Annotated in this window: 21 protein-coding genes; 14 read left to right on the top strand and 7 right to left on the bottom strand. The window is 34.0% G+C overall.

Annotation, left to right across the window (positions count from 1 at the left end):
• Window positions 1–3 precede the first annotated feature (3 nt).
• Window positions 4–1,059, bottom strand: a complete 1,056-nt coding sequence (locus tag KO527_RS02770) for a CNNM domain-containing protein (protein WP_216038853.1) — start codon at window positions 1,057–1,059, stop codon at window positions 4–6.
• A gap of 414 nt (window positions 1,060–1,473) precedes the next feature.
• On the opposite strand from KO527_RS02770, the gene KO527_RS02765 reads away from it, so the two are divergent.
• From KO527_RS02765 to KO527_RS02755, 3 genes are all read left to right on the top strand, one after another.
• Window positions 1,474–1,632 carry a hypothetical protein gene (locus tag KO527_RS02765; RefSeq protein ID WP_157575770.1) on the top strand — a complete coding sequence of 53 codons (159 nt, stop codon included), beginning with the start codon at window positions 1,474–1,476 and terminating at the stop codon, window positions 1,630–1,632.
• Between the two features lie 164 nt (window positions 1,633–1,796).
• Window positions 1,797–3,290 carry a winged helix-turn-helix domain-containing protein gene (locus tag KO527_RS02760; RefSeq protein WP_216038852.1) on the top strand — a complete coding sequence of 498 codons (1,494 nt, stop codon included), beginning with the start codon at window positions 1,797–1,799 and terminating at the stop codon, window positions 3,288–3,290.
• A 119-nt stretch (window positions 3,291–3,409) separates the two neighbouring features.
• Window positions 3,410–4,543: a hypothetical protein gene (locus KO527_RS02755; RefSeq protein WP_216038851.1), complete on the top strand. Its 1,134-nt coding sequence runs from the start codon at window positions 3,410–3,412 to the stop codon at window positions 4,541–4,543.
• Between the two features lie 60 nt (window positions 4,544–4,603).
• Here the strand turns inward: KO527_RS02755 and KO527_RS02750 are convergent, their stop codons facing one another.
• On the bottom strand, window positions 4,604–5,530 hold the full coding sequence (locus tag KO527_RS02750; protein ID WP_252733375.1) for a LysR family transcriptional regulator: 927 nt from the start codon (window positions 5,528–5,530) through the stop codon (window positions 4,604–4,606).
• Window positions 5,531–5,670: 140 nt separating this feature from the next.
• Here KO527_RS02750 and KO527_RS02745 point away from each other — a divergent pair, with 140 nt between their 5' ends.
• Window positions 5,671–6,603 carry an NADP-dependent oxidoreductase gene (locus KO527_RS02745; RefSeq protein ID WP_216038850.1) on the top strand — a complete coding sequence of 311 codons (933 nt, stop codon included), beginning with the start codon at window positions 5,671–5,673 and terminating at the stop codon, window positions 6,601–6,603.
• 343 nt (window positions 6,604–6,946) lie between these two features.
• A complete protein-coding gene (locus KO527_RS02740; protein WP_216038849.1) occupies window positions 6,947–8,779 on the top strand; it encodes a S8 family serine peptidase in 1,833 nt (610 codons plus the stop codon).
• A gap of 62 nt (window positions 8,780–8,841) precedes the next feature.
• On the opposite strand, the gene KO527_RS02735 is transcribed toward KO527_RS02740, so the two are convergent.
• The gene (locus KO527_RS02735) at window positions 8,842–9,360 is read right to left on the bottom strand and encodes a prepilin-type N-terminal cleavage/methylation domain-containing protein (RefSeq protein WP_252733373.1); all 519 of its coding nucleotides are present in this window, start codon (window positions 9,358–9,360) and stop codon (window positions 8,842–8,844) included.
• A gap of 339 nt (window positions 9,361–9,699) precedes the next feature.
• On the opposite strand from KO527_RS02735, the gene KO527_RS02730 reads away from it, so the two are divergent.
• Together KO527_RS02730 and KO527_RS02725 are read left to right on the top strand one after the other, a co-directional pair.
• Complete coding sequence (locus KO527_RS02730; protein ID WP_216038848.1) at window positions 9,700–9,858, top strand: hypothetical protein; 159 nt, start codon at window positions 9,700–9,702, stop codon at window positions 9,856–9,858.
• A 44-nt stretch (window positions 9,859–9,902) separates the two neighbouring features.
• Window positions 9,903–10,097 (top strand): hypothetical protein, encoded by a 195-nt coding sequence (locus KO527_RS02725; RefSeq protein WP_216038847.1) that lies wholly within the window; start codon window positions 9,903–9,905, stop codon window positions 10,095–10,097.
• A gap of 99 nt (window positions 10,098–10,196) precedes the next feature.
• On the opposite strand, the gene KO527_RS02720 is transcribed toward KO527_RS02725, so the two are convergent.
• Window positions 10,197–10,619 carry a DUF86 domain-containing protein gene (locus tag KO527_RS02720; RefSeq protein WP_354668598.1) on the bottom strand — a complete coding sequence of 141 codons (423 nt, stop codon included), beginning with the start codon at window positions 10,617–10,619 and terminating at the stop codon, window positions 10,197–10,199.
• The gene (locus KO527_RS02715; protein ID WP_216038846.1) at window positions 10,600–10,986 is read right to left on the bottom strand and encodes a nucleotidyltransferase domain-containing protein; all 387 of its coding nucleotides are present in this window, start codon (window positions 10,984–10,986) and stop codon (window positions 10,600–10,602) included. Before KO527_RS02715 ends, KO527_RS02720 begins: the two co-directional genes overlap by 20 nt.
• A gap of 584 nt (window positions 10,987–11,570) precedes the next feature.
• On the opposite strand from KO527_RS02715, the gene KO527_RS02710 reads away from it, so the two are divergent.
• Entirely contained in the window at window positions 11,571–12,323 is a 753-nt protein-coding gene (locus KO527_RS02710) for a transporter substrate-binding domain-containing protein (RefSeq protein WP_252733372.1), read from the top strand.
• A 240-nt stretch (window positions 12,324–12,563) separates the two neighbouring features.
• Window positions 12,564–12,722 carry a hypothetical protein gene (locus KO527_RS02705; protein WP_216038845.1) on the top strand — a complete coding sequence of 53 codons (159 nt, stop codon included), beginning with the start codon at window positions 12,564–12,566 and terminating at the stop codon, window positions 12,720–12,722.
• 94 nt (window positions 12,723–12,816) lie between these two features.
• On the opposite strand, the gene adhP is transcribed toward KO527_RS02705, so the two are convergent.
• Window positions 12,817–13,827, bottom strand: coding sequence for an alcohol dehydrogenase AdhP (gene adhP, locus KO527_RS02700; protein WP_216038844.1), 1,011 nt, complete (start codon window positions 13,825–13,827; stop codon window positions 12,817–12,819).
• 475 nt (window positions 13,828–14,302) lie between these two features.
• On the opposite strand from adhP, the gene KO527_RS02695 reads away from it, so the two are divergent.
• Window positions 14,303–15,163 carry a CPBP family intramembrane glutamic endopeptidase gene (locus KO527_RS02695; RefSeq protein WP_216038843.1) on the top strand — a complete coding sequence of 287 codons (861 nt, stop codon included), beginning with the start codon at window positions 14,303–14,305 and terminating at the stop codon, window positions 15,161–15,163.
• Between the two features lie 389 nt (window positions 15,164–15,552).
• Here KO527_RS02695 and KO527_RS02690 read toward each other — a convergent pair whose 3' ends face one another.
• On the bottom strand, window positions 15,553–16,950 hold the full coding sequence (locus KO527_RS02690; RefSeq protein WP_216038842.1) for an MBL fold metallo-hydrolase: 1,398 nt from the start codon (window positions 16,948–16,950) through the stop codon (window positions 15,553–15,555).
• Window positions 16,951–17,332: 382 nt separating this feature from the next.
• Here KO527_RS02690 and KO527_RS02685 point away from each other — a divergent pair, with 382 nt between their 5' ends.
• Genes KO527_RS02685 through KO527_RS02670 form a run of 4 tightly spaced genes read left to right on the top strand, consistent with a single transcriptional unit; the run spans window position 17,333 to window position 23,305 of the window.
• Window positions 17,333–17,992, top strand: a complete 660-nt coding sequence (locus KO527_RS02685) for a class I SAM-dependent methyltransferase (protein ID WP_252733370.1) — start codon at window positions 17,333–17,335, stop codon at window positions 17,990–17,992.
• Between the two features lie 3 nt (window positions 17,993–17,995).
• Window positions 17,996–20,653, top strand: a complete 2,658-nt coding sequence (locus KO527_RS02680) for a DEAD/DEAH box helicase (RefSeq protein WP_216038841.1) — start codon at window positions 17,996–17,998, stop codon at window positions 20,651–20,653.
• Window positions 20,650–21,744, top strand: a complete 1,095-nt coding sequence (locus tag KO527_RS02675; protein ID WP_216038840.1) for a hypothetical protein — start codon at window positions 20,650–20,652, stop codon at window positions 21,742–21,744. Before KO527_RS02680 ends, KO527_RS02675 begins: the two co-directional genes overlap by 4 nt.
• Complete coding sequence (locus tag KO527_RS02670; RefSeq protein WP_216038839.1) at window positions 21,734–23,305, top strand: Hachiman antiphage defense system protein HamA; 1,572 nt, start codon at window positions 21,734–21,736, stop codon at window positions 23,303–23,305. Before KO527_RS02675 ends, KO527_RS02670 begins: the two co-directional genes overlap by 11 nt.
• Window position 23,306 lies beyond the last annotated feature (1 nt).

Raw genomic sequence — 23,306 nt, 5'->3', positions numbered from 1 at the left:
GGCTTATTCATCGGATTTAATATCTATGCCATATTTTTTAGCTTTAGATTTCCATAAACGTTTAGCTAATTTTTGCATATCAATTTCTTTATCACCTTCCTCTACAATTTCATGACCTATCAAGGTTTCTAAAATATCTTCTAAGGTTAAGATGCCTCGTACAGTACCGTATTCGTTAACGATGAGTGCGATATGAGATTTAACTCTCAGTAACTCTTTCATAGCGTGTGATATGGTCATCACATCAAGCAAGGTTGGCATTAACCTAACATAATTAAATAAAGGCGACTGTGTATTACCACGCGCTTGTGCGAGCAATAAATCAGTTCTCAATACAAAACCTATAATTTCATCTGGATTATTATCAAAAACAGGGATCCTTGAAAATCGATTTTTATGATGTTTATGAAAAAATGCTTCTACTTTCATTGATTGTGAATGGGCAAACATCACAGTGCTCGGTGTCATAGCATCTTCAATTTTAATGCCTTGCAGTAATAATAAGTTTTGTAAAATAGTGGCTTCTTCTTCAGATAAATGACCATTACGCGCACTGAATTGTGCCATGATAAAAAATTCGTTGCGGTTGAAACCAATGGGTTCGCTTTTTTTAACCATGCGTTGTGTAATTAATTCAGATATTTTTATCATGGGATATAAAGCCCACACTAAAAATTTAAGTACATAAGCTATTATAGGTGCGAGGGCTTTCCAATGGGTTGCACCGAGTGTTTTGGGTATGATCTCTGAAAAAAATAAAATTAAGAGGGTTAAAACTGCTGAAATTAATCCTAAATATGATTCTCCGAACACAATACTCGCTTGTGCGCCAACACCTGCCGCACCAACAGTATGTGCTATGGTATTTAACGTTAAAATAGCAGCAAGCGGTTTATTTATATCTTCTTTTAAAATCCTAAAGATCTTACCAGATTTCTTTTTATTGTTTTCCATAAAGGCAATATGCACCCAAGTAATACTCAACAAAACAGATTCTGCAATTGAGCATAAAAAGGAGAAAAATAAAGCAATAAAAAGATAAAGACATAATAGAAACATGTATTTACTACAACAATAAGCACATAGTTAATATATAGCTTATTTGAAGGGTTTATGATTGATATTAATCAAAATAGTGATGAGATTTAGAAAGAGATTCAATATGAATGTGTCTTGGCACCGTTATCAACTTAGTCAGCCTAAAGGCCAACCTACAAAAAATAAGTGTAAACACTGAACTTGTAGGCGGGGGCTTTAGCCGCGCAAATATTACAAATATAATAACTAATCTCTCAAGAACAAATCTCCAAAATCCTTTATCACTAAAATTAACCTAAAATCACCCAATTTTGCCAGATATCACAAAGGTAACAAAAACATCTAATTACTCTCCTATTATTCATTTCAACAGCTAGAGATAACAACCTCTAGCAAAACTAAATCAACAACTTAATAGATACAAAGGGATAAATTATGAATACTTCAAGCAACGGTGAATTATTAGTAACAAGTATTTTTGGCGGTATGGTAATGAGCGTTTTAACATTTAATGGTATGGCGTCAGCAGTCGCTGTTGGTTCTGTAATTGCAGTAACAGTAATGAGCGCGACATATGCATTAACAAGTAAATAAAAGGATTATAATTTGATTAAGCTAAATACAAAGTTACAACCCTGAAACACCGTTATATAACGGTGTTTTTTGTTATATAAATAAAACAACTTTAAGCATCTATTACTTAAAGCACAAATAGTATTAATGTATGATGTAAAACAAAAAAGCAAACAGGATGTAACTTGCAACACATTTTTAAAACAGGTGACTGGAAAGTAGATACACTCAGTTTATCTTTGTATAAATTAGATCAAAAAATTGAGATCCGACCTAAAACGTTTTCACTCCTGTGTATATTCTTAAACAATCCGCGACAAGTTATTTTAAAACAAACGATTTTAGAAACCGTATGGGATGATGTTTTAGTTAATGATCAAGTACTATTTCAAACAATCAGAGAGCTCAGAAACATATTTGAAGGCAGCGAAGTAATAAAAACAGTACCAAGAAAAGGCTATTGCTGGTTACTAAATGTCGAAAAAATTGAAGAAAAGATTACCATAGCAACAAAACCCGTTGAAAACAGTGCAACTCCCACAAAACGTCCTTCTAGTAGAACAGAATTAAAAAAATATTTACCAACATTTTTGGTCAGTGTATTTTTAGTCATTGCGCTCGTAATTGTGTATTTCAAAAATGACAGTAAAGATATTGAAATGAAAGGGTCATTACTTGTTTTACCTGTGCAAAATAAAATAATTGGCAATGATCATGACTGGGTAAGTTTTGGCGCTATGGATCAACTTATCAATACACTCAAATCAAACGATTCAATAGCAGTGGCTGATTTGAATTACGTTATGTCATCCATGAAGTTAGCCAACATTAATATTTCAGATTTACATAACATTAATCGCATATTTGAGGTATCTGGTGCTGTCATTGTAGTTGGATCTGAACTGTCTGGTTCTGTTGAAGAATATAGACTCGCTTATAGCCTGTATTTTAAAAACGATATAAAGCGAGGGGTTTTATTTAGCAGAACCGTCACAGGAGTATTAGACCAGCTAGCCTCACAAATCGCATCTTATACCCATCAGCAAATAGTGAGCTCACAAGATATGAGTCATGATGAGTTTAATAGTGAACTCATTGCACGGGCGATTGAACAAATAAATAATAATAATTTTAAATTAGCGAGTGAGTTGTTATCGAGTTTAATTCAGATCCAACCTAAAAATATTATTGCACATAGATTATTAGCTGAATCATATATGGCTTTAAGTAACTTTAATTTAGCAATTGAAACTTTAAACAATGTGCTGCCTTTAGCCATTGAATCACAGTCGTCAGAACTGACGAGGCTTTACTTTTTTTTAGCCCTGAGTAGTTTTAATCACTCTTTAAAATCAGGAGAGATAAACCTGAGAATTGATGAACTCATTGATAAAGCAAATGCTTATGCCGATAATCAAAGTGATTGGTTATATAAAGCATATATTGCTGAACTGATAGCGGTAAAAGAAAACAGTAAAAACAATACTGAAATGGCAATAAAAGCTGCTAGTAAAGCTTTGGAATATTTTAATATTATAAGGTGTCCAATTGGAAATAGTAGAATGGAATCTTTCTTGTATGGGTTGTATAAAAAGCAAGGTAATCAACTTAAAAGTACTTTTCATAAAGAGAATGCACAAAAGATTATAAAACAAAGAGATATAACCTTAGTAGATTAAAACCTTTATAATCAAAGGTTTTAGTTTATTTTAGATTGTTTTATTAGCGCTTTTAGATAATTAAATAGACCATAAGCACAAACAGCTTATAACAATTTTAATTTTTTAAAGGTGCAACTATGTTTTCTATTCAAACTCGCTCGTTAGTGAGTCTCTCTATATTCTTTATATTTATAGTGATGTTACTGACATCAGTATTAATGTTCATTCAAAGTCACAATACGTCTATTGCTTTAACCCATACAATCGTCGGTTTAGGTCTTTTATTAATGTTGATATTTCATGTGAAAAATAACATGAAAGCATTGTTTAATTACTTTAAAATTAAACTGAATCCATCATCAAAAAAATACAATTTTACAATGCCAGTTGCTTTAATATTTATTAGCAGTTTAGTTATTTTATCACTCATTCAATTTACACCTTTTTTATCTTTTTATAATTGGGGAAATGAAATAAGAGCAACAGATGGCGCCGTCGCCACTAAAAAAGAAGAGGTGACATACCAAGTATTTAATATGGATTCAAAAAGCATAGAAGGCACAGACTTAAGTATAGAATTAAAAAAAGGGCCTTATTTTTTATGGCCACAATATGCGATTTGGTTAGAAACACTTGAGGGTGAGTTTGTACAACCAGTATATGTGACACAAGCAATCGCAAAAAATCAGTTCACTAATAAGGTTACCCGTAAAGATAAGCGTGTATTTGATTCTCATTTAATTGTTGAGCAAGACAGTATCATTGATGAATTATTTGTATTTGGTGAAGATCCAGCTTCTAAAGACACACGTATTCGTTCTGAATCTTTACCTGTATTTTTACATAAATTAGGTTCTAAAACCTCAGACGGTTTATTTGCACCAACGCAAGGTGAACTGATTTCTGATGCTTTTACTGGGGCGACGCTCTCAAACAATTTTGAGCTTAATACTAAAACACAATCACCACTTAATGGAAAATACAAATTACGTTTTGAGATCAATCATTCTTTTGATTTTAATAGTTATTACTCAAGTGATAGATTCCCGGATGATCCGATTTACTCAGGTAATGGTTATAGTGCTCAGCCTTCTGTAATTTATGAAGCAATAATAGATACCAATGATAAAAATGGCTTATACAAAATGGACTTGATAGGCAGAGGTCACCATTCTGGTAAAGATGGCAAAGTGTATAAAGATTTATCAAATATGACGACAGCATTAAAATTAGTAGACAGAATAAGGGTAGAACTAAAAAGTGTTTTATAAGTATTCGTAAATATAAAATGCAAAAAAGCCAAATGAGTTCTTAGCATTTGGCTTTTCAAATCAAGTGATCCAAGCACCATTTTTAAACAAATCTGCTTTGTTATTCACGATTTCACTAATGGTATCTCTTAACCATGCTAAACCGACATCTTTATTGCTGCGGTTATGCCATGCCATTGATATTTCAGCTGGTGGAATATCAAGGGGCACAGACTTAGCGATTAAATTACCTGATTTAACTAAATCTGAAGCAATAGAATAGGGTAAAACACAAATAAGAGATGTTTGTTGTATTAAGCTCATCGCACTTGCAAAACTATTGGTGGTCATAGCAATTCGACGTTTTAAGTTTTGCTCAGCTAGTTTTATATCAACTATGCCAGATGCATCACCAGATAATGAAACCAATAAATTGTCACAATCGACAAGAGTTTTTAGATCTAGCTTTTTTTGAGCTAATGGATTATTTGGAGACATCACTGCAACAAAGTAGTTACTGCATAAATGCTTTCGTTGAATATTTCGTCCTAGATCTGGTACATAATCAGCAATTAAATCTACTTCGGCATTCATTAATAAGTTTTCACCATTCATTGTATAAGGCACTGCGTGAATATTAATATGTGGTGCTTTTTCTTCAATTCCCTTTCTCAGTTCAAGCCATAACAGTGAAACTAATCCGTCTGTTAACGCAATTCTGAATGTACGTTTAGCATAATGAGGCACAAATTGTATTGGGCTAACAGCATGTGAAATTGTATTGAGCGAGGGTGATATTTGTTGCCACAGATTTGTAGCAAATGGAGTGGGTTTTATACCTCTACCATGTTTTATGAATAAGGGATCTTTAAATACATGACGCATCCGAGATAATGCATTTGATACCGATGGCTGAGTCATTGATAAACGTTCGGCTGCATTACTGACTGATTGTTCTTGCATTATGGCATCAAAAATAACCATTAAATTTAAGTCTATTTTATTCATAGCACTTATTATAATAACCCATCATTTTAATCAATGAATACTATGTTAACTATCAATTAGTAAATATCAATTAATTTATCAATACTAGGCATATCAAAACTCAGTAGTTAAAACAAACAAAGAACACTAAAGGTTAAATTATGAAAGCAGCACATATAAAACAATACGGTAACATAGATACATTAATCGTTGGTGAGGTCTCAAAGCCAAGCATCACAGCTTCTCAAGTTTTAATAAAAGTTAAAGCGGCAGGTGTTAACCCAGTTGATTTTCATATTAGAAATGGCATGTTAAAAGACTCTGGTACACATGAGTTACCTTTAGTATTAGGTTGGGATGCATCAGGTGTTATAAGCGAAGTAGGCGATTTAGTAACAGGTGTAAAACCAGGTGATGAAGTATTTGTATATGCGCCATTAACTGAGCAAGGCGCACAGGCTGAATATATAGCTGTGAATGCCGATGTAGTGGCCATTAAGCCAAAATCGTTAAGCTTTATTGAAAGTGCCGCAGTGCCTCTAGCTGCATTAACAGCGTTACAAGCACTGACAGCGCATGGTCAATTACAAAAGGGTCAAAAAGTATTGATACATAATGCATCAGGTGGCGTAGGTAACTTCGCAGTACAAATAGCAAAACATTTAGGCGCTCATGTTATTGCAACAGGCTCTGAAGCTAAAAAAGATTTTATTATGGGTTTTGGTGCCGATGAGTTTATTGATTATAAGCAAGATGACTTTGAGCAGCATGTTAAAGATGTTGATTTAGTATTTGCAGCAGTCGGTGGTAACAATATAGTAGAACGCTCATTAGGAGTAATAAAACCAAACGGCAGATTAATTTCTTTATTAGATGAAATTGATGAACAGTTTGCAAAGGATAAAAACGTTAATTATGCACGTATGCTAGTTGAACCATCTAAAGCAGGATTAAACAAGATAACTGACATGCTTGAATCAAATCAGTTAAAAGTAACAATAGATTCGGTATACAGCTTAGATGATGCAAAACAAGCTATGATCAAAAGCGAAAGTGCACGCGCAACAGGTAAAATTGTAATTGAAGTAAGTTAATTTAAATTTTCTGAAGCTTAACCTACAAATAAATGGTCAATATGAATGCATATTAAACTGTAGGAGAGGCTTCAGCCTTTCTTTGATTATTAGCCTAAAGGCCAACCTACAAAACCGAATTAGGCACCATACTTGTAGATGAAGCTTTAGCTTTTCATGACCTAACCTCTGTAGGTTATTTGCTTGTAGGGAGCAATTGCCAGAAGATTTTCTTTACTTTTAAAATCCATATATTAATAAATCATAAAAGAAAAGTTCTTACCTAAATAGAATATAAACACAACAAATTGAGAGACTATAATTAACAATAACCATGTTTGAAGTTTCTTTGGTGGAAGTTTATATGTTGAAATTAAAATTCAGAATATCACTCATTTCTTTAGCAATTATCGGCACATTTTCATTTTCTTCAAACGCGCAACGCGTTGTCATACAGGTTGATAATGATAATAAAGGAATTGTAAAAGCCTTAACTAAACAATTAGGGGGGCAATTACATATTGATAGTAATGGGTTTATTGCGGCAAGTTTTAACGGAAAATCACTCAGTCAAATTAAAGGGATCCTCAATAATCCACATGTTAAGTTAATAGAGCTCGATCAAAAGCGCCAATTATTAACGAGTTACAGTGATGATACTGGGGATCCTGCTACATCACAATTAACACCTTATGCAGTTAAACAATCAAAAGCAGATACAATCGTATTTAACCCACCATCATCAATAAAAGTTTGTGTAATAGATTCTGGATTAGACACTTCAAATTTAGACTTTGATACTAGTTCTATTACAGGCTCATGGGATTCTGGTACTGGAGACCCATTTGTACATGGAGGTCCTCACGGCACACATGTTGCTGGTACGATTGGAGCGATTAATAATGGCATTGGTGTAGTGGGTATGGCCCCAGGTGTTTCAATGCATATAATAAAAGTGTTTGAAGAAACTGGTTGGGCATATTCATCTTCTTTAGCTAGTGCAGCTAATATTTGTGCAAATGAAGGTGCCGATATTATTAGTATGAGTTTAGGTGGAGGCAGCCCAAGTAGTACCGAAGAAAGTGCGTTTAACAATTTCGTAAGTAATGGCGGTTTAGTTGTTGCAGCAGCAGGTAATGATGGTAACACAATACGAAGTTACCCCGCTGGGTATTCATCCATCATGATGGTTGGTGCTAATGATGCTAATGGCAATATTGCTGATTTTTCACAGTTCCCAAGCTGTGAAACAACAACAGGTCGAGGTAAAAAACGCCGTAGCGTTACAGATGAAACAATTTGTGTAGAAATTACAGCTGGTGGTGTAGATACTTTATCTACTTATCCTGTTGGTTTAGGTAGCGTTGCGAGTCTAACAGCAGATGAAACTGGTTATGCAACTTCAGCTATGGAAAATAACGGAAATGCTAATGGCAATTCATATTATATGGGTACAGCAGAAAATACAGATTTAGGCGCATTAGGAAAAATATGCATGATAGATAGAGGGGTAATATCTTTTCACGATAAAGTGTTAAATTGTGAAAATTCAGGTGGCATTGGTGCTGTAATTATAAATAATGAACCAGGTATGTTATATGGCACATTAGGCTCCCCTAATTTAACTTCGATCCCGGCGGTTGGTGCGGATTTAAGTGATAGAACAGCCTTTGTTAATTCATTAACAGCTGCCATAAATATATCTACTGGAGACTATGGATATATGAGCGGTACATCTATGGCTACACCAGCAGTGGCAGGCGTTGCTGCCTTAGTGTGGTCTCATTACCCTGATTGTACAGGTGAGGATGTTAGGTCTGTACTTAAAGCAACAGCATTAAGTGCTGGAGAAGATGTAAAATTTGGCTCTGGTATTGTACAAGCAGATGCAGCACTTGCTTCTTTAGCTAATAATTGTGGTAACGATGATACTGGAGGTGGTGGAGGCGATCCGTCAGGGTTATTTAATTTAACAACCACCACATATAAAGTGAAAGGTATAAAACATGTAGATTTAAACTGGGATTCAACATCTGAAGATGTAAATGTGTTTAAAGACGGTGTAATGGTTGGTCAAGGTGTTACAGGTTATAGCTTTACGCATAATTTGGGCAGCAAAGGGGGAGGAAGTTACATTTATAAAATTTGTGAAGTTACATCAAATAAATGTAGTGATGATATACCTGCCATTTTTTAAGATTCCTGAACTATCTAATATAAATTAAAAGGGCTTTAAGCCCTTTTGTTTTTAATCGTTGGCTAGCAACCGGTATCAACTACAGTAATTATATACTTAACATTCAAACTACAGGCTTCTTTATATTCTATGAAACAACTATCGCCAAGGTTGGTCGAACCTGCATTTCCTAAGTCTCCAAAACCACCTCTACGATAAGCGCAATAGCCAACTTCACTACTTAAGGTAAAGTCATTAATATCAGCAACGCCAACCATTTCAAAAATACCGATTTTACTGCCACCTTCGCCAATCGTTTCTAGATAACCGTTAAAAACATTAACTTCACCTAAGTTTGTATCAAAATATTCATTACCTGAAGTTTTATCTTTAGCTAAAATAACCGCTTTAGCATGAACTTGCTCATTTAAAGACCTCATGTCACCTGCTAGCTTATTTAAAACAGCACTTTTAGTATCTTTACTTATATTTAAAAACTTTGGTAATGCAGTAATAACGATAATGCCTAAAATGACAATTACAATTATTAGCTCAATTAAAGTAAATCCAGCTTTTATATTTTTAATTGGTGGCTGTTGCATAAAATAGGAAGTGGTTCGTAAAAGAATTAATGCGCTAATGTTAAGTTAATTCGAATAAAAACACTAGAGTCAGCCTAAAGGCCATCCTTCAAAATGAATTCGATATTACATTAAACACCTAACTTGTAGGTGAGGCTTTAGCCTTTCTTTTTATTATTAGACTCTAGGCCAACCTATAAGAATTTGATTACAGGCAAAAACATCCATCACTAGTATTAACCAGCAATCACTGAAAGCTACCACACATCACTAAACAGCAATTAAAATACAAAACCTGGCCTATTATCTATTTCAACAGCTGATAAGCAGCAAACAAATTTAATTAGTAAGGTGAAAATTATGAATGTATCTAGCAATAGTGAACTAATTTCAACGTCAGTATTTGGCGCTATGGTATTAAGTGTATTGGCGATAAATGGTATGGCATCTGCGGTTATTATAGGTACTGCCATTGCAGCATCTGTAGTTGCTGCAACATACTTTTTATCAAATAAATAGGTATTACAGCAAAGATGGAAAACACGATAGAAAGAGAGGTATTTATGACTCAATCTCAAAACAAATCGGCTTATAAACTAGATAATAAATTTAATTGGAGAAATGTAATAAAAATGCAACCTGAGTTTGGTTTAATTAGTGCTATAGCGAAGTCCAAACCTCTTATTTTGATGGTCGTAGTTGGACTCGCCTTATATACCGCTTTTGCAGTATTTTTATTTAAAATGGCATCAATTTAATAAGTCAAACATCAATAAATTACACAAACAATAAATATGCTTTACTACTTAACACCGCTAATTAGCGGTGTTTTTTATATAAAAAATTAATAAGTATATTTAAATTTTTAAATATGTGAGCAGTTGAGCACAATAATCATCAAAATCAGTTAAATGTTTTTGGATCACTGCAATTAAAATATCAATATTTAAAGATTGATAATCGTGTACTGCTATATTTCTTAAACCGACCATCTTTTTTAAATTATTGGCAATATTTAAGGTAATAATCTGTTCGCGGGCTATCAGCTCAAAACTGTCTCTTGAAGATTGCGGGATCCCTAAATTATTTTTTTTAATCAGGTGATTTGCTAAATCTATAGAAGCTTCACATGCGCGTTGAATATTTAAAATTACTGAGTCTTGTTTTGTAAAACTATTCTTAAAAGAGCTCTCGTCTGTATACTCTTCATTGATCCGAGATAGACAGCGTTTTATTGTCGCTATTTTATTTAAAACAACATCATGCATTTTTTGCTTCACTTATAAACGATTCTATAATTTTACTTCGGCTTTCTTGTAAATGGCCATACATACTGAATACTTGCATTTCAAATGGGTCTGCATAATTTGCAGCGTCAAAAAGTAACTTACCAGTAGTTACAATTTGCATTTGTAAAACAGTCGAGGCTTGTAAAAGATCAACTAAATCTACTTCTGAATTTATTAAATTGCATAATGATTCGCTTAAATCCCAACGAGATAAAGGTTTTAGCTTTTCATTATTTAAAATCGCAATATCCCAATCACTACTTTTAATTGATTGACCATTGGCTTGTGAGCCAAATAAATAAATCAATTTTGTATTTGGATAATCTTGCGTAATTAAATTAACTATTTTTTGATGCATTAAAAAGCCAATAAATTCTTTTATAAATATAATTATACACTGATAATTTTAAACAAACCTACAAAAAATGTTCAATAGCTCCCATTGGCACCATATCTGTGGGCGAGGGGGAACAACACAAGTAAAAGCACATTAAAATTCAGCCTAAAGGCCGACCTACAAAATCCAATTAGTCACTACACTTTGTAGGAGAGGCTTTGCCTGCATGGATGCAGGTACCAGAGCAATGCAGGGAGCAATTGCCGGTAGCTTTTCATGACCTACACTAAATTCGTCAGCCTAAAGGCTAAACTACAAAACCGAATTTAAACCTCAAATGTAATATTGAACTTGTAGGAGATACTTTAGCTTTTTATTCCCTAAATCAGCTTTCAAGATATCTCTATCGCACTAGTATGGTGTATTACTTTTTTTGTTAGTTCTTACGCATTATTAGTAAAACGAGATCTTTAGCCATCAATAAGGTTTGACAATTAATACTATTTAACGAGGTTATGTCTTATATTTAATGATACAAATGTGCAATACATTCATGTTTGAATCAAAATTCTATATTAAATTTCTTACTCAAAAAAGACATTAATATGAAAAAATATAACGTGATAACCTACTTTTTAATATTTATATTCATTATTTTAAGCAAACAAGTCAGTGCAAAAATAAACAAAATTTTAACTGTGGGGGTTGGTTGGACTAAACCTCCCTATGTTATAGAAAGCGAAAATTCAGGTTTTGAAATAGAGTTAATTAAAGCCATTTTTATTAGAATGGGTTATCAATTAAGCTTTGTTTATGTCCCTTTTGGTCGTTCACATTATTTGTTAGACCAAAATAAACTCGACTTTGCAATGACCTTAAGCCCTAAATTATTAAAGAATGCAAACCAGTTAAGTGATCCCTATATAACATATAAAAATGTAGCGATTAGTCTCAAAGGAAGAGACATTTTAGTAAATTCAATATCTGATCTCTCAAGGTATTCAATTGTTGCTTTTCAAAATTCAAACATCATATTAGGTCAAGAATATAGTAAGGCCGTTAATAAAAGCCCTTTTTACTTAGAGCTACCAGATCAAAAAAAACAAGTCGAAATGTTGTTAAAGGGTAGAGTAGATTTGGTGGTTATGGATATAAATATATTTAACTATTTAAGCAAAGGCTTGTTAGGCAAAAACCATTTGAATAATGTAGATGTTCATAACTTATTCCCAAAAAATGATTACAGATTAGGTTTTAGAAATAGAATACTCAAAATGAAATTTAATACAGCGTTAAAAAAATTCAAGCAGTCTGAACAATACAAAATATTAGTTAATAGTTATGAGTTTATACAGTGAAGCTATTTTAAAAATGTAAAGCTTATTAATGATCTGCTATTTGAATGATTACAATATTAAGGTTCGTTACCTAAATATATTCACTCTATCACTCAAATGTGCCAAACATCACCATAATTTACCACTAGTCATAAAGCTAAAAACACACCATAAAAACTCCACTATTATTCATTTCAACAGCTTCAAAGCATAACGCGCAGTAGCCCATAAAATTAACCAAACAAAGTAAAGGAATACATTATGAATATTTCAAGCAATAGCGAATTATTAATTACATCAGTTTTAGGCGGTATGGTAATGAGCGTATTAACCTTTAACGGTATGGCATCAGCAGTTGCAGTTGGTTCAGTAATCGCAGTAACGGTAATGAGCGTGACATACGCACTAACTAGTAAATAAAACAACGAATAGAAGGATTAAAATTTGATTAAGCTTAACACTAAGCTACAACCCTAAAACACCGCTAATGAGCGGTGTTTTAGCATATATAAAATTAAAGTTTCATAACAACCCGACCAGTTATTTCGGCATTTTGCATATCATCAAAAATAGCATTAATATCGTCTAGTGATTTTTCAATCGTAATTGCTTTTACTTTACCTTGAGCTGCAAAGTCTAAACATTCAATTAAGTCTTTGCGTGTACCAACAATAGACCCAACAACGCTAACACCATTTAGAACAGTATCAAATATAGGCAAAGGCATTTCCTCTGGCGGTAAACCAACTAAAACACACTTACCGCCTCTGCGAATTACCTGATAGCTTTGCTCAAAACCACTTTTACTAACAGCAGTACAAATACTGGCATGAACGCCATTAGTGTGTTCAAGAACTTGGGAAACAACATCATCAGTTTTAAAGTCTAAACATAAACTCGCACCGAGTGATTTCGCTAAGTTTAATTTATCTTCGCCAGTATCTATAGCGACCACTTTTAAACCCATAGCAATAGCATATTGAACTGCTAAATGACCTAAACCGCCAATACCAAATATTGCGACCCAATTACCTGGTTTTGCATCAGAAACCTTAAGCGCTTTATATGTGGTAACACCCGCACAAAATAAAGGGGCTGCATCAATATAACTTAAGTTATCAGGAATTTTAATCACATAATTACCATTAGCTTTACAATATTCAGCATAACTACCATCAACCGAATATCCCGAGTTTTGTTGTGATAAACACAAATTTTCATCGCCAGATAAACAATAATCACACTGACCACATGCGCTATATAACCAAGGAATACCAACACGATCACCGAGTTTTAAATGAGTAATGTTTGCACCTATTTTAACGACTTCACCAACCCCCTCATGGCCTGGAACTAAAGGCATTTTAGGTTTAACAGGCCAATCGCCATGACATGCATGTAAGTCGGTATGACATACACCACAGGCATGTATTTTTACTAAAACATCATTTGATGTTATTTCAGGTACATCAATGTCTTGAATTTCAAGTTGGCCTTTAAATTGGTGATTAACTGCTGCTTTCATTTAAATAATCCTTATATACTTTAATGTTAATATGTTATTCAATTAACTTAAGTTCATGATATATATTGGTATAAATATAAAGTATATCTAGATCAATAAAATGATGATTAGTCGATTATTAATTTAAAAAAGACTACTTAAAAATAAAAAACTTAAATGTAACATTGCACTTGTAGGAGAGCCTTGGATGCAGGTACTAGAGAATTCAGGGAGCAATTGCCGGTAGTTTTTCATGACCCACACCTGTAGGAGATGCTTTAGCTTTTCTTTTGTGGCACATTTATAAACCTAGTCAGCCTAAAGGCCAACCGACAATAAAAACGCATCACTGTAGGTGAGTCTTCAGCCTTGCGCAGCTAATTAGCTTTACAAAATTACTAAAATAATTATGCAACACTTTTAAAAAGGTACAAATATAATTGCATTAAAATTCAAATTACAGCATGCTGCGCAAAAATAATAATGATGGCAAACAATGTTTTATTTAGAGCAACTTCAACACAGCGGAATAATTTGGCTTTTATTAGCGGCTGCAATTATCAGTGCATTTTATCACTCAAAATTAAGCTTTGCGGTACTTTCATTAAGCTTGTTAATGGCATTTTGGTTAGAACACATAAGCATTATTGGTGGGATTATTATTTGCGCGGGCTTGGCTGTGGCAAAGCTACAAGCATTAACTCAAGGTATACTAAAACTAGTATTACAAACAGCTGTAGTATTGTGGATGATTGCACTGGCAGCACATTTATTACCTGGGTTTAGTAACCTACACGTTTTAGAACAAGTATTAACAGGCGAAAACAGCATACCATTTAGCCTTTACTTAAATTTAGATAAACCGCTTATTCTTTTTGCTCTATTATTACTAATTCCCGATATATTAAAGCAACAAGCATTACATAAACCTTTACTAAACATCATAAATAAAAAACAATTTATGGCCATTATTACCTTAACCATATTAAGTGTTTATGCGATAGCGTATGGTTTTGGTCTACTAAAATTTGAGGCTAGTGTACCAACATGGCTATGGGTATTTGCATTAAATAATTTAATAATCACTTGCGTAGTAGAAGAAGCATTTTTTAGAGGCTTTATACAAACAAAGTTATCTAACAAACTTAACCCAGTTTTGGCCATTGTAATAACAAGCTGTTTGTTCGGTATAGCACATTTTGCTGGTGGTTTAGCTTACGTATTAGTGGCCACAATAGCGGGTGTGTTATATGGTTTTACGTATTTATATACAGGCAGATTAAGTGCCGCAATAGCAGTTCACTTCATATTAAATATTGGGCACTTATTATTGTTTACGTATCCCATGGCAAAATAACTATATAGATAAACTTTTCTTTTATTTTGGCACAGTCATCAAAACATTCATCAAAACAGTCAGCCTGAAGGCCAACCTACAAATAAATCTAAAACCTGTAGGTGAGGCTTCAGCCTTACTCATTTATGTTATGGATACAAGTTCAAGAGTAATGCAGGCGTAATTGACGTTAGCCATACGATTGCTAAATATAATGCGTTGTCAGCCTGAAGGCCAACCTACAAATAAATATCAAACCCTGTAGGTGGGGCTTCAGCCTTACTCATTTATGTTATGGATACAAGTACAGGAGTAAGGTAGGTGTAATTGCCGCTAGCCGTATGATTGCTAAATATAATGCGTTGTCAGCCTGAAGGTCAACCTACAAAAACTACAAACAATTCAAAAGCCTACCCAATCACCACATCACATTCAGGCAATAATTTTAAATACTCACTTTGCAACGCTTCTTTAGCATAATCATCACCATGAACAATGCGAATATGTTGTGGCTTATGGCGCATGCGTTTTACAAAATTGATTAAACCACTTTGATCTGCATGGGCTGAATAACCAGATATGGTATGTACACCCGCATTAATTTTTATTTTTTCATGATTCAAAAATACATAACCACCTCGCGGCCCGTACTTTTGAATATCTCGCCCAGGTGTGCCTTTTGCTTGATAGCCAACAAAAATAACATCCGCGGTTTTATCTGGTAAAAAAGCTTCTAGGTAATTAACAATTCGCCCACCTGAACACATTCCACTAGCTGCAATAATAATGGCTGGTTTATTACGCTTAGCCAAATATTCAATGGTTTGCATATGCTGCTGGTGGCTATCAACGGTATAAAGCTGATTAAAATCTAAAGGGTGGCGACCAGAATGTACTTTTCGACGCGCCTCTTTATCCCATAAATCTTTAAATTTTAAATATGATTCCGTAAAATTAGCGGCCATGGGCGAATCAACAATCACCTCAATTGATTGCCAAACAGGACTCACATTACGTTGTGTATAAATAATTTGCTCTAACTCGTATAGTAACTCTTGGGTTCTACCAATACTAAAAGCAGGTATAAGTACTACACCATTATCACTGACTGCTTTTTCGATAAGTTGTTTTAACTGTTTACTGCGCTCTTTACGCTTTGCATGATTTTTATCGCCATAGGTAGATTCAATCACTAAAGTATCTGCGCGATAGGGCGCTTTGGGGGCTGGTAATAAAGGAGCATAAGGCGCACCTAAATCGCCACTAAAAACGACTCTATGATTATTGGGACGTTTGCCAAGTTCAATCTCAACATAAGCACTACCTAAAATATGGCCCGCAACCTGAAACTTAGCTTTAGCAATATTATAACTCGATGAATCGCTCGATAAGTGCACTGGTATCTCAAACCACTGTTTATAATCTACAGCTACAATTTGGCGTTTAAGCAGTTTTAAACAGGCATTAATCATTTGGCTATTACGCGTAACACCTACTTTTAACGCATCTTCAATCACCATAGGCAATAAACTGGCAGTAGCAGTAGTACAATATATAGGGCCTTTAAAACCAGCAGCTAATAAATAAGGAATGCGACCAACATGGTCAATGTGGCAGTGGGTAACAATTAAAGCAGTTACATCACTAATATCAAATTCGATTTCTAAAGAGTTACCATTACTACAGGATGCCTTTTCATCTCCTTGAAAAAGCCCACAATCAATTAAAACAGCAGAGTCATCGTTTATATTTAATTGATGGCAAGACCCAGTAACGCCATTAACAGCACCATGATGTATTATGTTCATAGATAATCCTTTATCTGTAAGAAGTTGATTAATAAATTAGTAATAGAAATTTATGTATAGAATCCTGTAAATATAATTAATTTTTCTCGTTTATGATCAAACAAAATAACAAATTTAAATAAACAATAACACTAACCTCATATATCTACTTTACCAATATGTTTAACATACATTTAAATACCTGTTTTGAAAACATGATCTAGCTCATAAAATTGATACTTTTGTATGCAATATTAAATGAAATACAATAACTTCAATAAAAACGGCTAGTTATAAAATAAATGATGTGGTAAGTTAGATTCTTGAGTAAATGCACCAAAGTGCGAAATGGAATGAAACTCAGTAATTAATCTATTTGCTGTTAGTAGTTAAAGGACAAAGCTTGAATACCAACAATACATACTATAACCAAAATGCCCAAGCTTTCAGCGAATCAACATTCTCAGTTGATATGCAGCCTTTATATAATGAGTTTTTACCTTTAGTTCCAGCAGGTGGCTATATTTTAGATGCCGGGTGTGGCAGTGCTCGTGATGCCAAAGTTTTTAAAACCCAAGGTTTTAAAGTAACGGCTATTGATGCAAGTGAAGAGCTTGTTAAAATTGCAACACAATACTTAGGTCAACCTGTAGAACTCAAAACCTTTCAACAAATTAACGATAAAAACAAGTTTGATGGTATTTGGTGCTGCGCTAGTTTATTACATGTTCCTTTTAATGAATTAGATTCTGTATTTACAAAATTAAGTAATGCTTTAAAAACAAATGGCGTACTTTATGTTTCATTTAAATACGGTGAGTCAGCGGAATTGAAAGGAAAAAGTCAACGTGAACACAATGGCCGCTTATTTACAGATCTTAATGAGCAAAGCTTAAATAATCTATTAGCCAATCAAAAAGAATTAAAACTGAATAAAACGTGGATCACAGGCGATAGACGAGCAGGGCGTGAAGGCGAACAATGGCTTAACGCCATCATCATAAAATCTGAATTGAAAAACACAAATCCTGTAGGTGAGACTTCAGTCTTACAAGGCATATAACAGGTGAATTTAAACACACTAACGGAACTCAACCCAGAAACGTTTTGCGATGCCCAATTAAATCAATATAACTATATATTTGTTGATCAAACAAATGCAGGTCGTTTGTATATAAAACAAGGTAGTCCAGCCGTATTTGTAGATCTGACACTATTCGATTTAAGCGCCAACACTTACCAATATGTTGATTACACCAGCTATCAAAATCAACAAATGCATAAATACCAAGGTTTATATCGCTTTGTATATGATACCAATGCATCAGTTGAAGTTTCTCAAAACCAATTTAAACAAGATCTCGAAATATTTTTAGGTTCAGAAGAGCATCACAGCGATAACATAAAGCGTTTTGGTAGTGATCGCAGCGAAACACATAGCGAACCAACTGCACCCGAATACAACTTCACTGCATTGTTTGAGCAAGTATTTGGCTCTAAATATTTATACGCACTACAAGCCGAAAGTAAATATATAGATAGCAAAGGGCACTTACGCTATATCGATTTTATGCTTAGTCGCCATAACAGTGCATGCCAAGGCGAAAACAGCCAAGCGACCAATAATATTGCCATTGAACTAAACGGTGAGCGTTATCATCACCCATTAATAACAGGCATTAAACAATATCGCTCACAGCTATTTAAACAAAATTCACTGATTTACGACGGTTATTTGGTTTACCGCTGGTCACTTAGAGGCATGCAAGACGAATACAAATTTAGAGATCAAATGCGAAACTACTTTGGCGATGCCAAAAATTTCGCAGCTTCACCAAACTATCTAGCACAGCGTGCCGTAGCGTATCAGCCAATGCTGCATCAAGAAGATGCCGTAAATAAAATAAATCAGCAACGCCAAACCGGTAAAAATACTTTTTTAGTGGTATTACCCACAGGCACTGGCAAAACAGAAGTATTTATACAAGATTTAGCAGCACAAATAGAGCTGGGCGAATGCCAAAATGCCTTAGCCATTGTGCCAAGCACCGCATTAAAAGATCAGTTACAAACACGCTTAGCCCACAGATTGCCAAATTTAACCGTGGGTGAGGCAATACATAATAAAAACTTAAATGTAGTAGTACAAACCAGTGCCTATTTGTTACGCCATTACCATACATTAACAACCAATCAGTTTGACTATATTTTAGTAGACGAAGCACATCGCGCAGCCGCTGTTGGCTTCCGCAAAGTAATAGAGCATTTTGCACCTAAAACCTTCTTAGGTTTAACTGCAACCGATGAGCGTCTAGACGAGCAAAAACTACAAGATATTTTTGGCAGTTACCAAGTCGACTTAACACTAGAGCAAGCAATTTCAAAAGGCTTAGCACCACAAATACGCGCCTATCGGCTAGAATCGAATCTCGATTTATCAAAAGTGCGCTTTAACGGTAAAGACTTTGTAAAAGCTGATTTAAACAAAACGATTTTAGTGCCATCACGCGATCAACTTATTGTAGATTTACTTAATAAATACTTTGCAGAGCCGCTCATTAGTGGGCAAAACTTAAAGCAAGGTGTTATTTTTTGTACTGACGTAAAACATGCCAAACGTATGGCAAAATTAATGAATCAACATGGCATAAGTGCACAAGCAGTACACGGCCTTGATCGAAAAGGACTAGATGCCTATCAGCAAGGTAAAATACGTTTTTTATGCGCCTGCGATTTATTAAACGAAGGTTGGGATGCACCGCAAACCGAAATTTTGGTAATGGCACGGCCAACCATGTCAAAGGTATTGTATACCCAACAATTAGGCCGTGGCACACGCAAATACCAAGGTAAAGAAGCATTAATTGTGATTGATGTGGTCGACAGCTACGGCGCAGCATTGCAACCTTGGTCAGTTCACAGTTTATTTAACTTTACCAGCTACCAGCCTTTTTCCAATTTAGTCAAAACTGAATTTGCCACACCAGCGCACGAAATACTCGCCTTAGATCATTTATGGGAAGGTGAGCGCCGTATTGAAAAAATAAACATATTCAATTTTGAAAAAGAATTTGGCGACTTACTTAACGAAGAACAACTTGCCCGAGAGCTATTTATATCAACCAGTACCGTAAAAAACTGGGTGAAAAAAGGCGAGGTAACACCCGCCAAAAGTCATGACTTTGGCAAACAAAAGCTACATTACTTTAGCCAAAACCAATTAAGCGAAATTAAACACAGTAAAAACATAAAAGAGAGAACAGACGATACTCGCCGAGATGACTTTTTTGAATTTTTAGAAAAACGCGATTACGCCTTTTCATACAAAATAGTATTTTTACTGAGCTTTATTAGCGAATGTAATGCACAAGGCGAAGTGGAACTAACCAAGCTGGCAGCAAAATATCAAAACTTTTATCAGCAGTTACACCAAAAACACGGCAAAGCTGAAAAACCAAACAACCCATTAAACGATTTAGAGCGCCTAAACGATACCGCCTACATCACCCGCAGTTTGCTTGCTAACCCGTTTGAAAAGTTCGAACGAAAACGATTTGTTTACCACGCCAAAGATTTAAACATCGTCGCCTTTGATCCTGTATTGTGGGAAAAGCTGACACCAGAGTGTTTTGAAAAGATAAAAGAACAAATGGATCAGGATGGGAAAGATTATTTTGGGAAGTTTGGGGTTGAGTTTAGCATCATAAGAGGGGACTCAAAGTGACAAAAAAAGAATGTAGTTTACATTTTTTACCTGCTGGACAAGGAGATTGTTTTGTTATTCAATTCCAAGATAATAGTTTAAATTATCATAATATATTAATTGATGGTGGAAATCGTAAAGCTCTTGAGTTTAAAAAGCAGAAGAAACAACTTTTAAAAATAATTGAGCATGGGAAGAAGGGAAGATTTGATTTAGTAGTGGTAACGCATAGCGATGACGACCATATCAAAGGTATATTAAACCTAGTTGCTGATGATGAAATAGAAAGTTATGTTGATGAATACTGGTTTAACTCTGAAAAAACTATAGCAAAACTAATCGGTAAACCATTTAAAAAAACTCAAAAATATCCAGTAAACAAACACCTAAAAGGTGCAGTTAAGTCATCGCGTCAACAGGATTACGATTTATATTCAATTTTAGAAAATAATAAAAAATGGAATCAGAAAGTAATAACAGATGCCGTGGTGGCAGATGTGAATGGATTAAAAATTAACGTATTATCGCCATCTATAGATAAATTACAGTCTTTAAATAATTATTGGCCAACTCAAAGTTTGAAAAAAGGAGCTATAGAGTCTTCAGGAAAATGTGAGTTTGATTATGATCTTAGCATTGAAGAATTAAAAATGAAGTTACCATACTTTGAGCAAGATGAAAGTAAAGTAAACGGTGGCAGTATTGCGTTTTTAATCGAGTATCATGACTTTAAATGGCTTTTTTTATCTGATTCCCACCCGGATATAATAGTTGAGAATCTCAGGAAGTTATTACCTGTGGGAGGCAGCCAATTAAAATTAGATGTTATTAAGTTATCTCATCATGGGAGTAAGAAAAATACAAGTGATGACTTGTTAGGGCTCATAGAAAGCCAGAATTTTGTTGTATCCGCTAATGCAAATAAAATACATTGTCACCCGCACAAAGAAGCTTTAGTGAGAGTTTTAGATCATGTTGGAATAGAGAAAACTAACTTCTTCTTTGTTAATAAAAATAAAGATATCGAAAGGATTTTTGCTAAAAGCCCTTCTATAAAAACACATTATCCAAATTCTAAAGAGGAAGGGGTCATATTTATTTATGAATATTGATATAGCTGAACAATTGTCAGTTAAGGTTAAGTGTGATGGGAAGAATAGCAGTGGAACTATTTATATAAATGGTGAGAATATCTATATATTTACAGCAAAACATAGTATCTGCCCCAAATCTCCAGAGGAGTGTCAAAGCCAAAGAATTAAAAGAGAGTGTAATTCATGTGAGCTGAGTAATAGTTACAAGGCACAAGTGACAAAAATAAATGTAAGTAATGTAGGAGCCAATAATCGAGAAATTAAACCAAAAAAAGTTATAGCTCATAAGGATAAAGATTTAGCGCTATTAGTACTCAAAGCCAAGGATTATTCATTTGTGAGAGATTTGCCTGAGGTGAAAATCTGTAACTTTGACGACATTACAGATAGCGATAAATTTGTTACATGTGGTTTTCCAGTAGTTACTGGAAATAATGAATATCAGCCTATTCATTATACAGATATGGCAAAATTAGGGCGAGGTTTAAATTTTCAAATAGAAGGAAGTGTAAATTCAAATTTAGAGTCTACGAAGGATAACTTGGCGGGGAACTCAGGTTCAGGAATAATAAAAAAACATCTAAATAAGAATTTATTAGTTGGTATTTACACTAAAACGGGTGATATAAGCGCTTCTTACGGAGAATATATCGATCATACGGTGAATGAATTACTTGAATCAGAAAGTATGCCCTTACTTGTATTTGAAAATGAAGTAAGTGAAATTAGCACATTAATAAAAGATGATTTTTTAAAGTGTTTTACTGAAATTAAGCACGACTTGGCTTTAGGAAAACAAAGGGAGTTAAACCTTTTTACAATAAAACTAGATGGTAAAAAAATTGATTATGACAACCTAAAAGAACGTTTAGATGAGTGTATTAAGTTATTCACTTTGCCAAGGAAATTGATTAAACAGTATGAAGAGCAAAATAAGAATAAAAAAGCAGATAGGCATGGTAATAAAATATTTTTAGAGTTGAATGGTAAGAATAAAGTTGCTGAATTGTTATTGCAGGGTTTTTTAGAGTCCCATTTAAATGCTCCTAAGCTTTATTCATTTATTGATAGCCATAATCAAAATATACAAAGTGTCCATATCAAACTTAACGATACAAAGCTTTGTGAACTCGTTTATTCAACAGCTAAAATGGGTCAATGTTTACAAACGACTCTGTGCAATACTTTAAATGGCCTATTGCAAGCAATACCTAATTTAAGTGGCGTTGACTCTTTACTTAGTAATCATCTATTTGATTCGACCTTTGATAATAAAGAACAAAAAATATTATCAAAGTTATTGTTGCCGACAGAAGATGATAAGCCAAATAATATAAGCAATTCATTTTCACTTTTTATTGGCTTCGATTTTAAATGTAGCAATGCTATTTTGTATAAAAACACTCCTGAATTTAATAAACTTTTTCAAAATGAGATCATTGAAAAGATACAAATAGTCTTGAGTAACATTAGGAACTTATTAGATGAGTTTAATATTGTTAACTCGGAACTTAATTGTTATATAGTTCCGTTCAACGATACCCAAGAATTTTGTCAATCATTTTTAAAGGATATATAAC

Source organism: Pseudoalteromonas sp. C2R02 (assembly GCF_018860845.1).
GTDB lineage: Bacteria > Pseudomonadota > Gammaproteobacteria > Enterobacterales > Alteromonadaceae > Pseudoalteromonas.
Note: the sequence above shows the minus strand (reverse complement) of the source record. Positions and strands in the feature narration are given on the sequence as shown.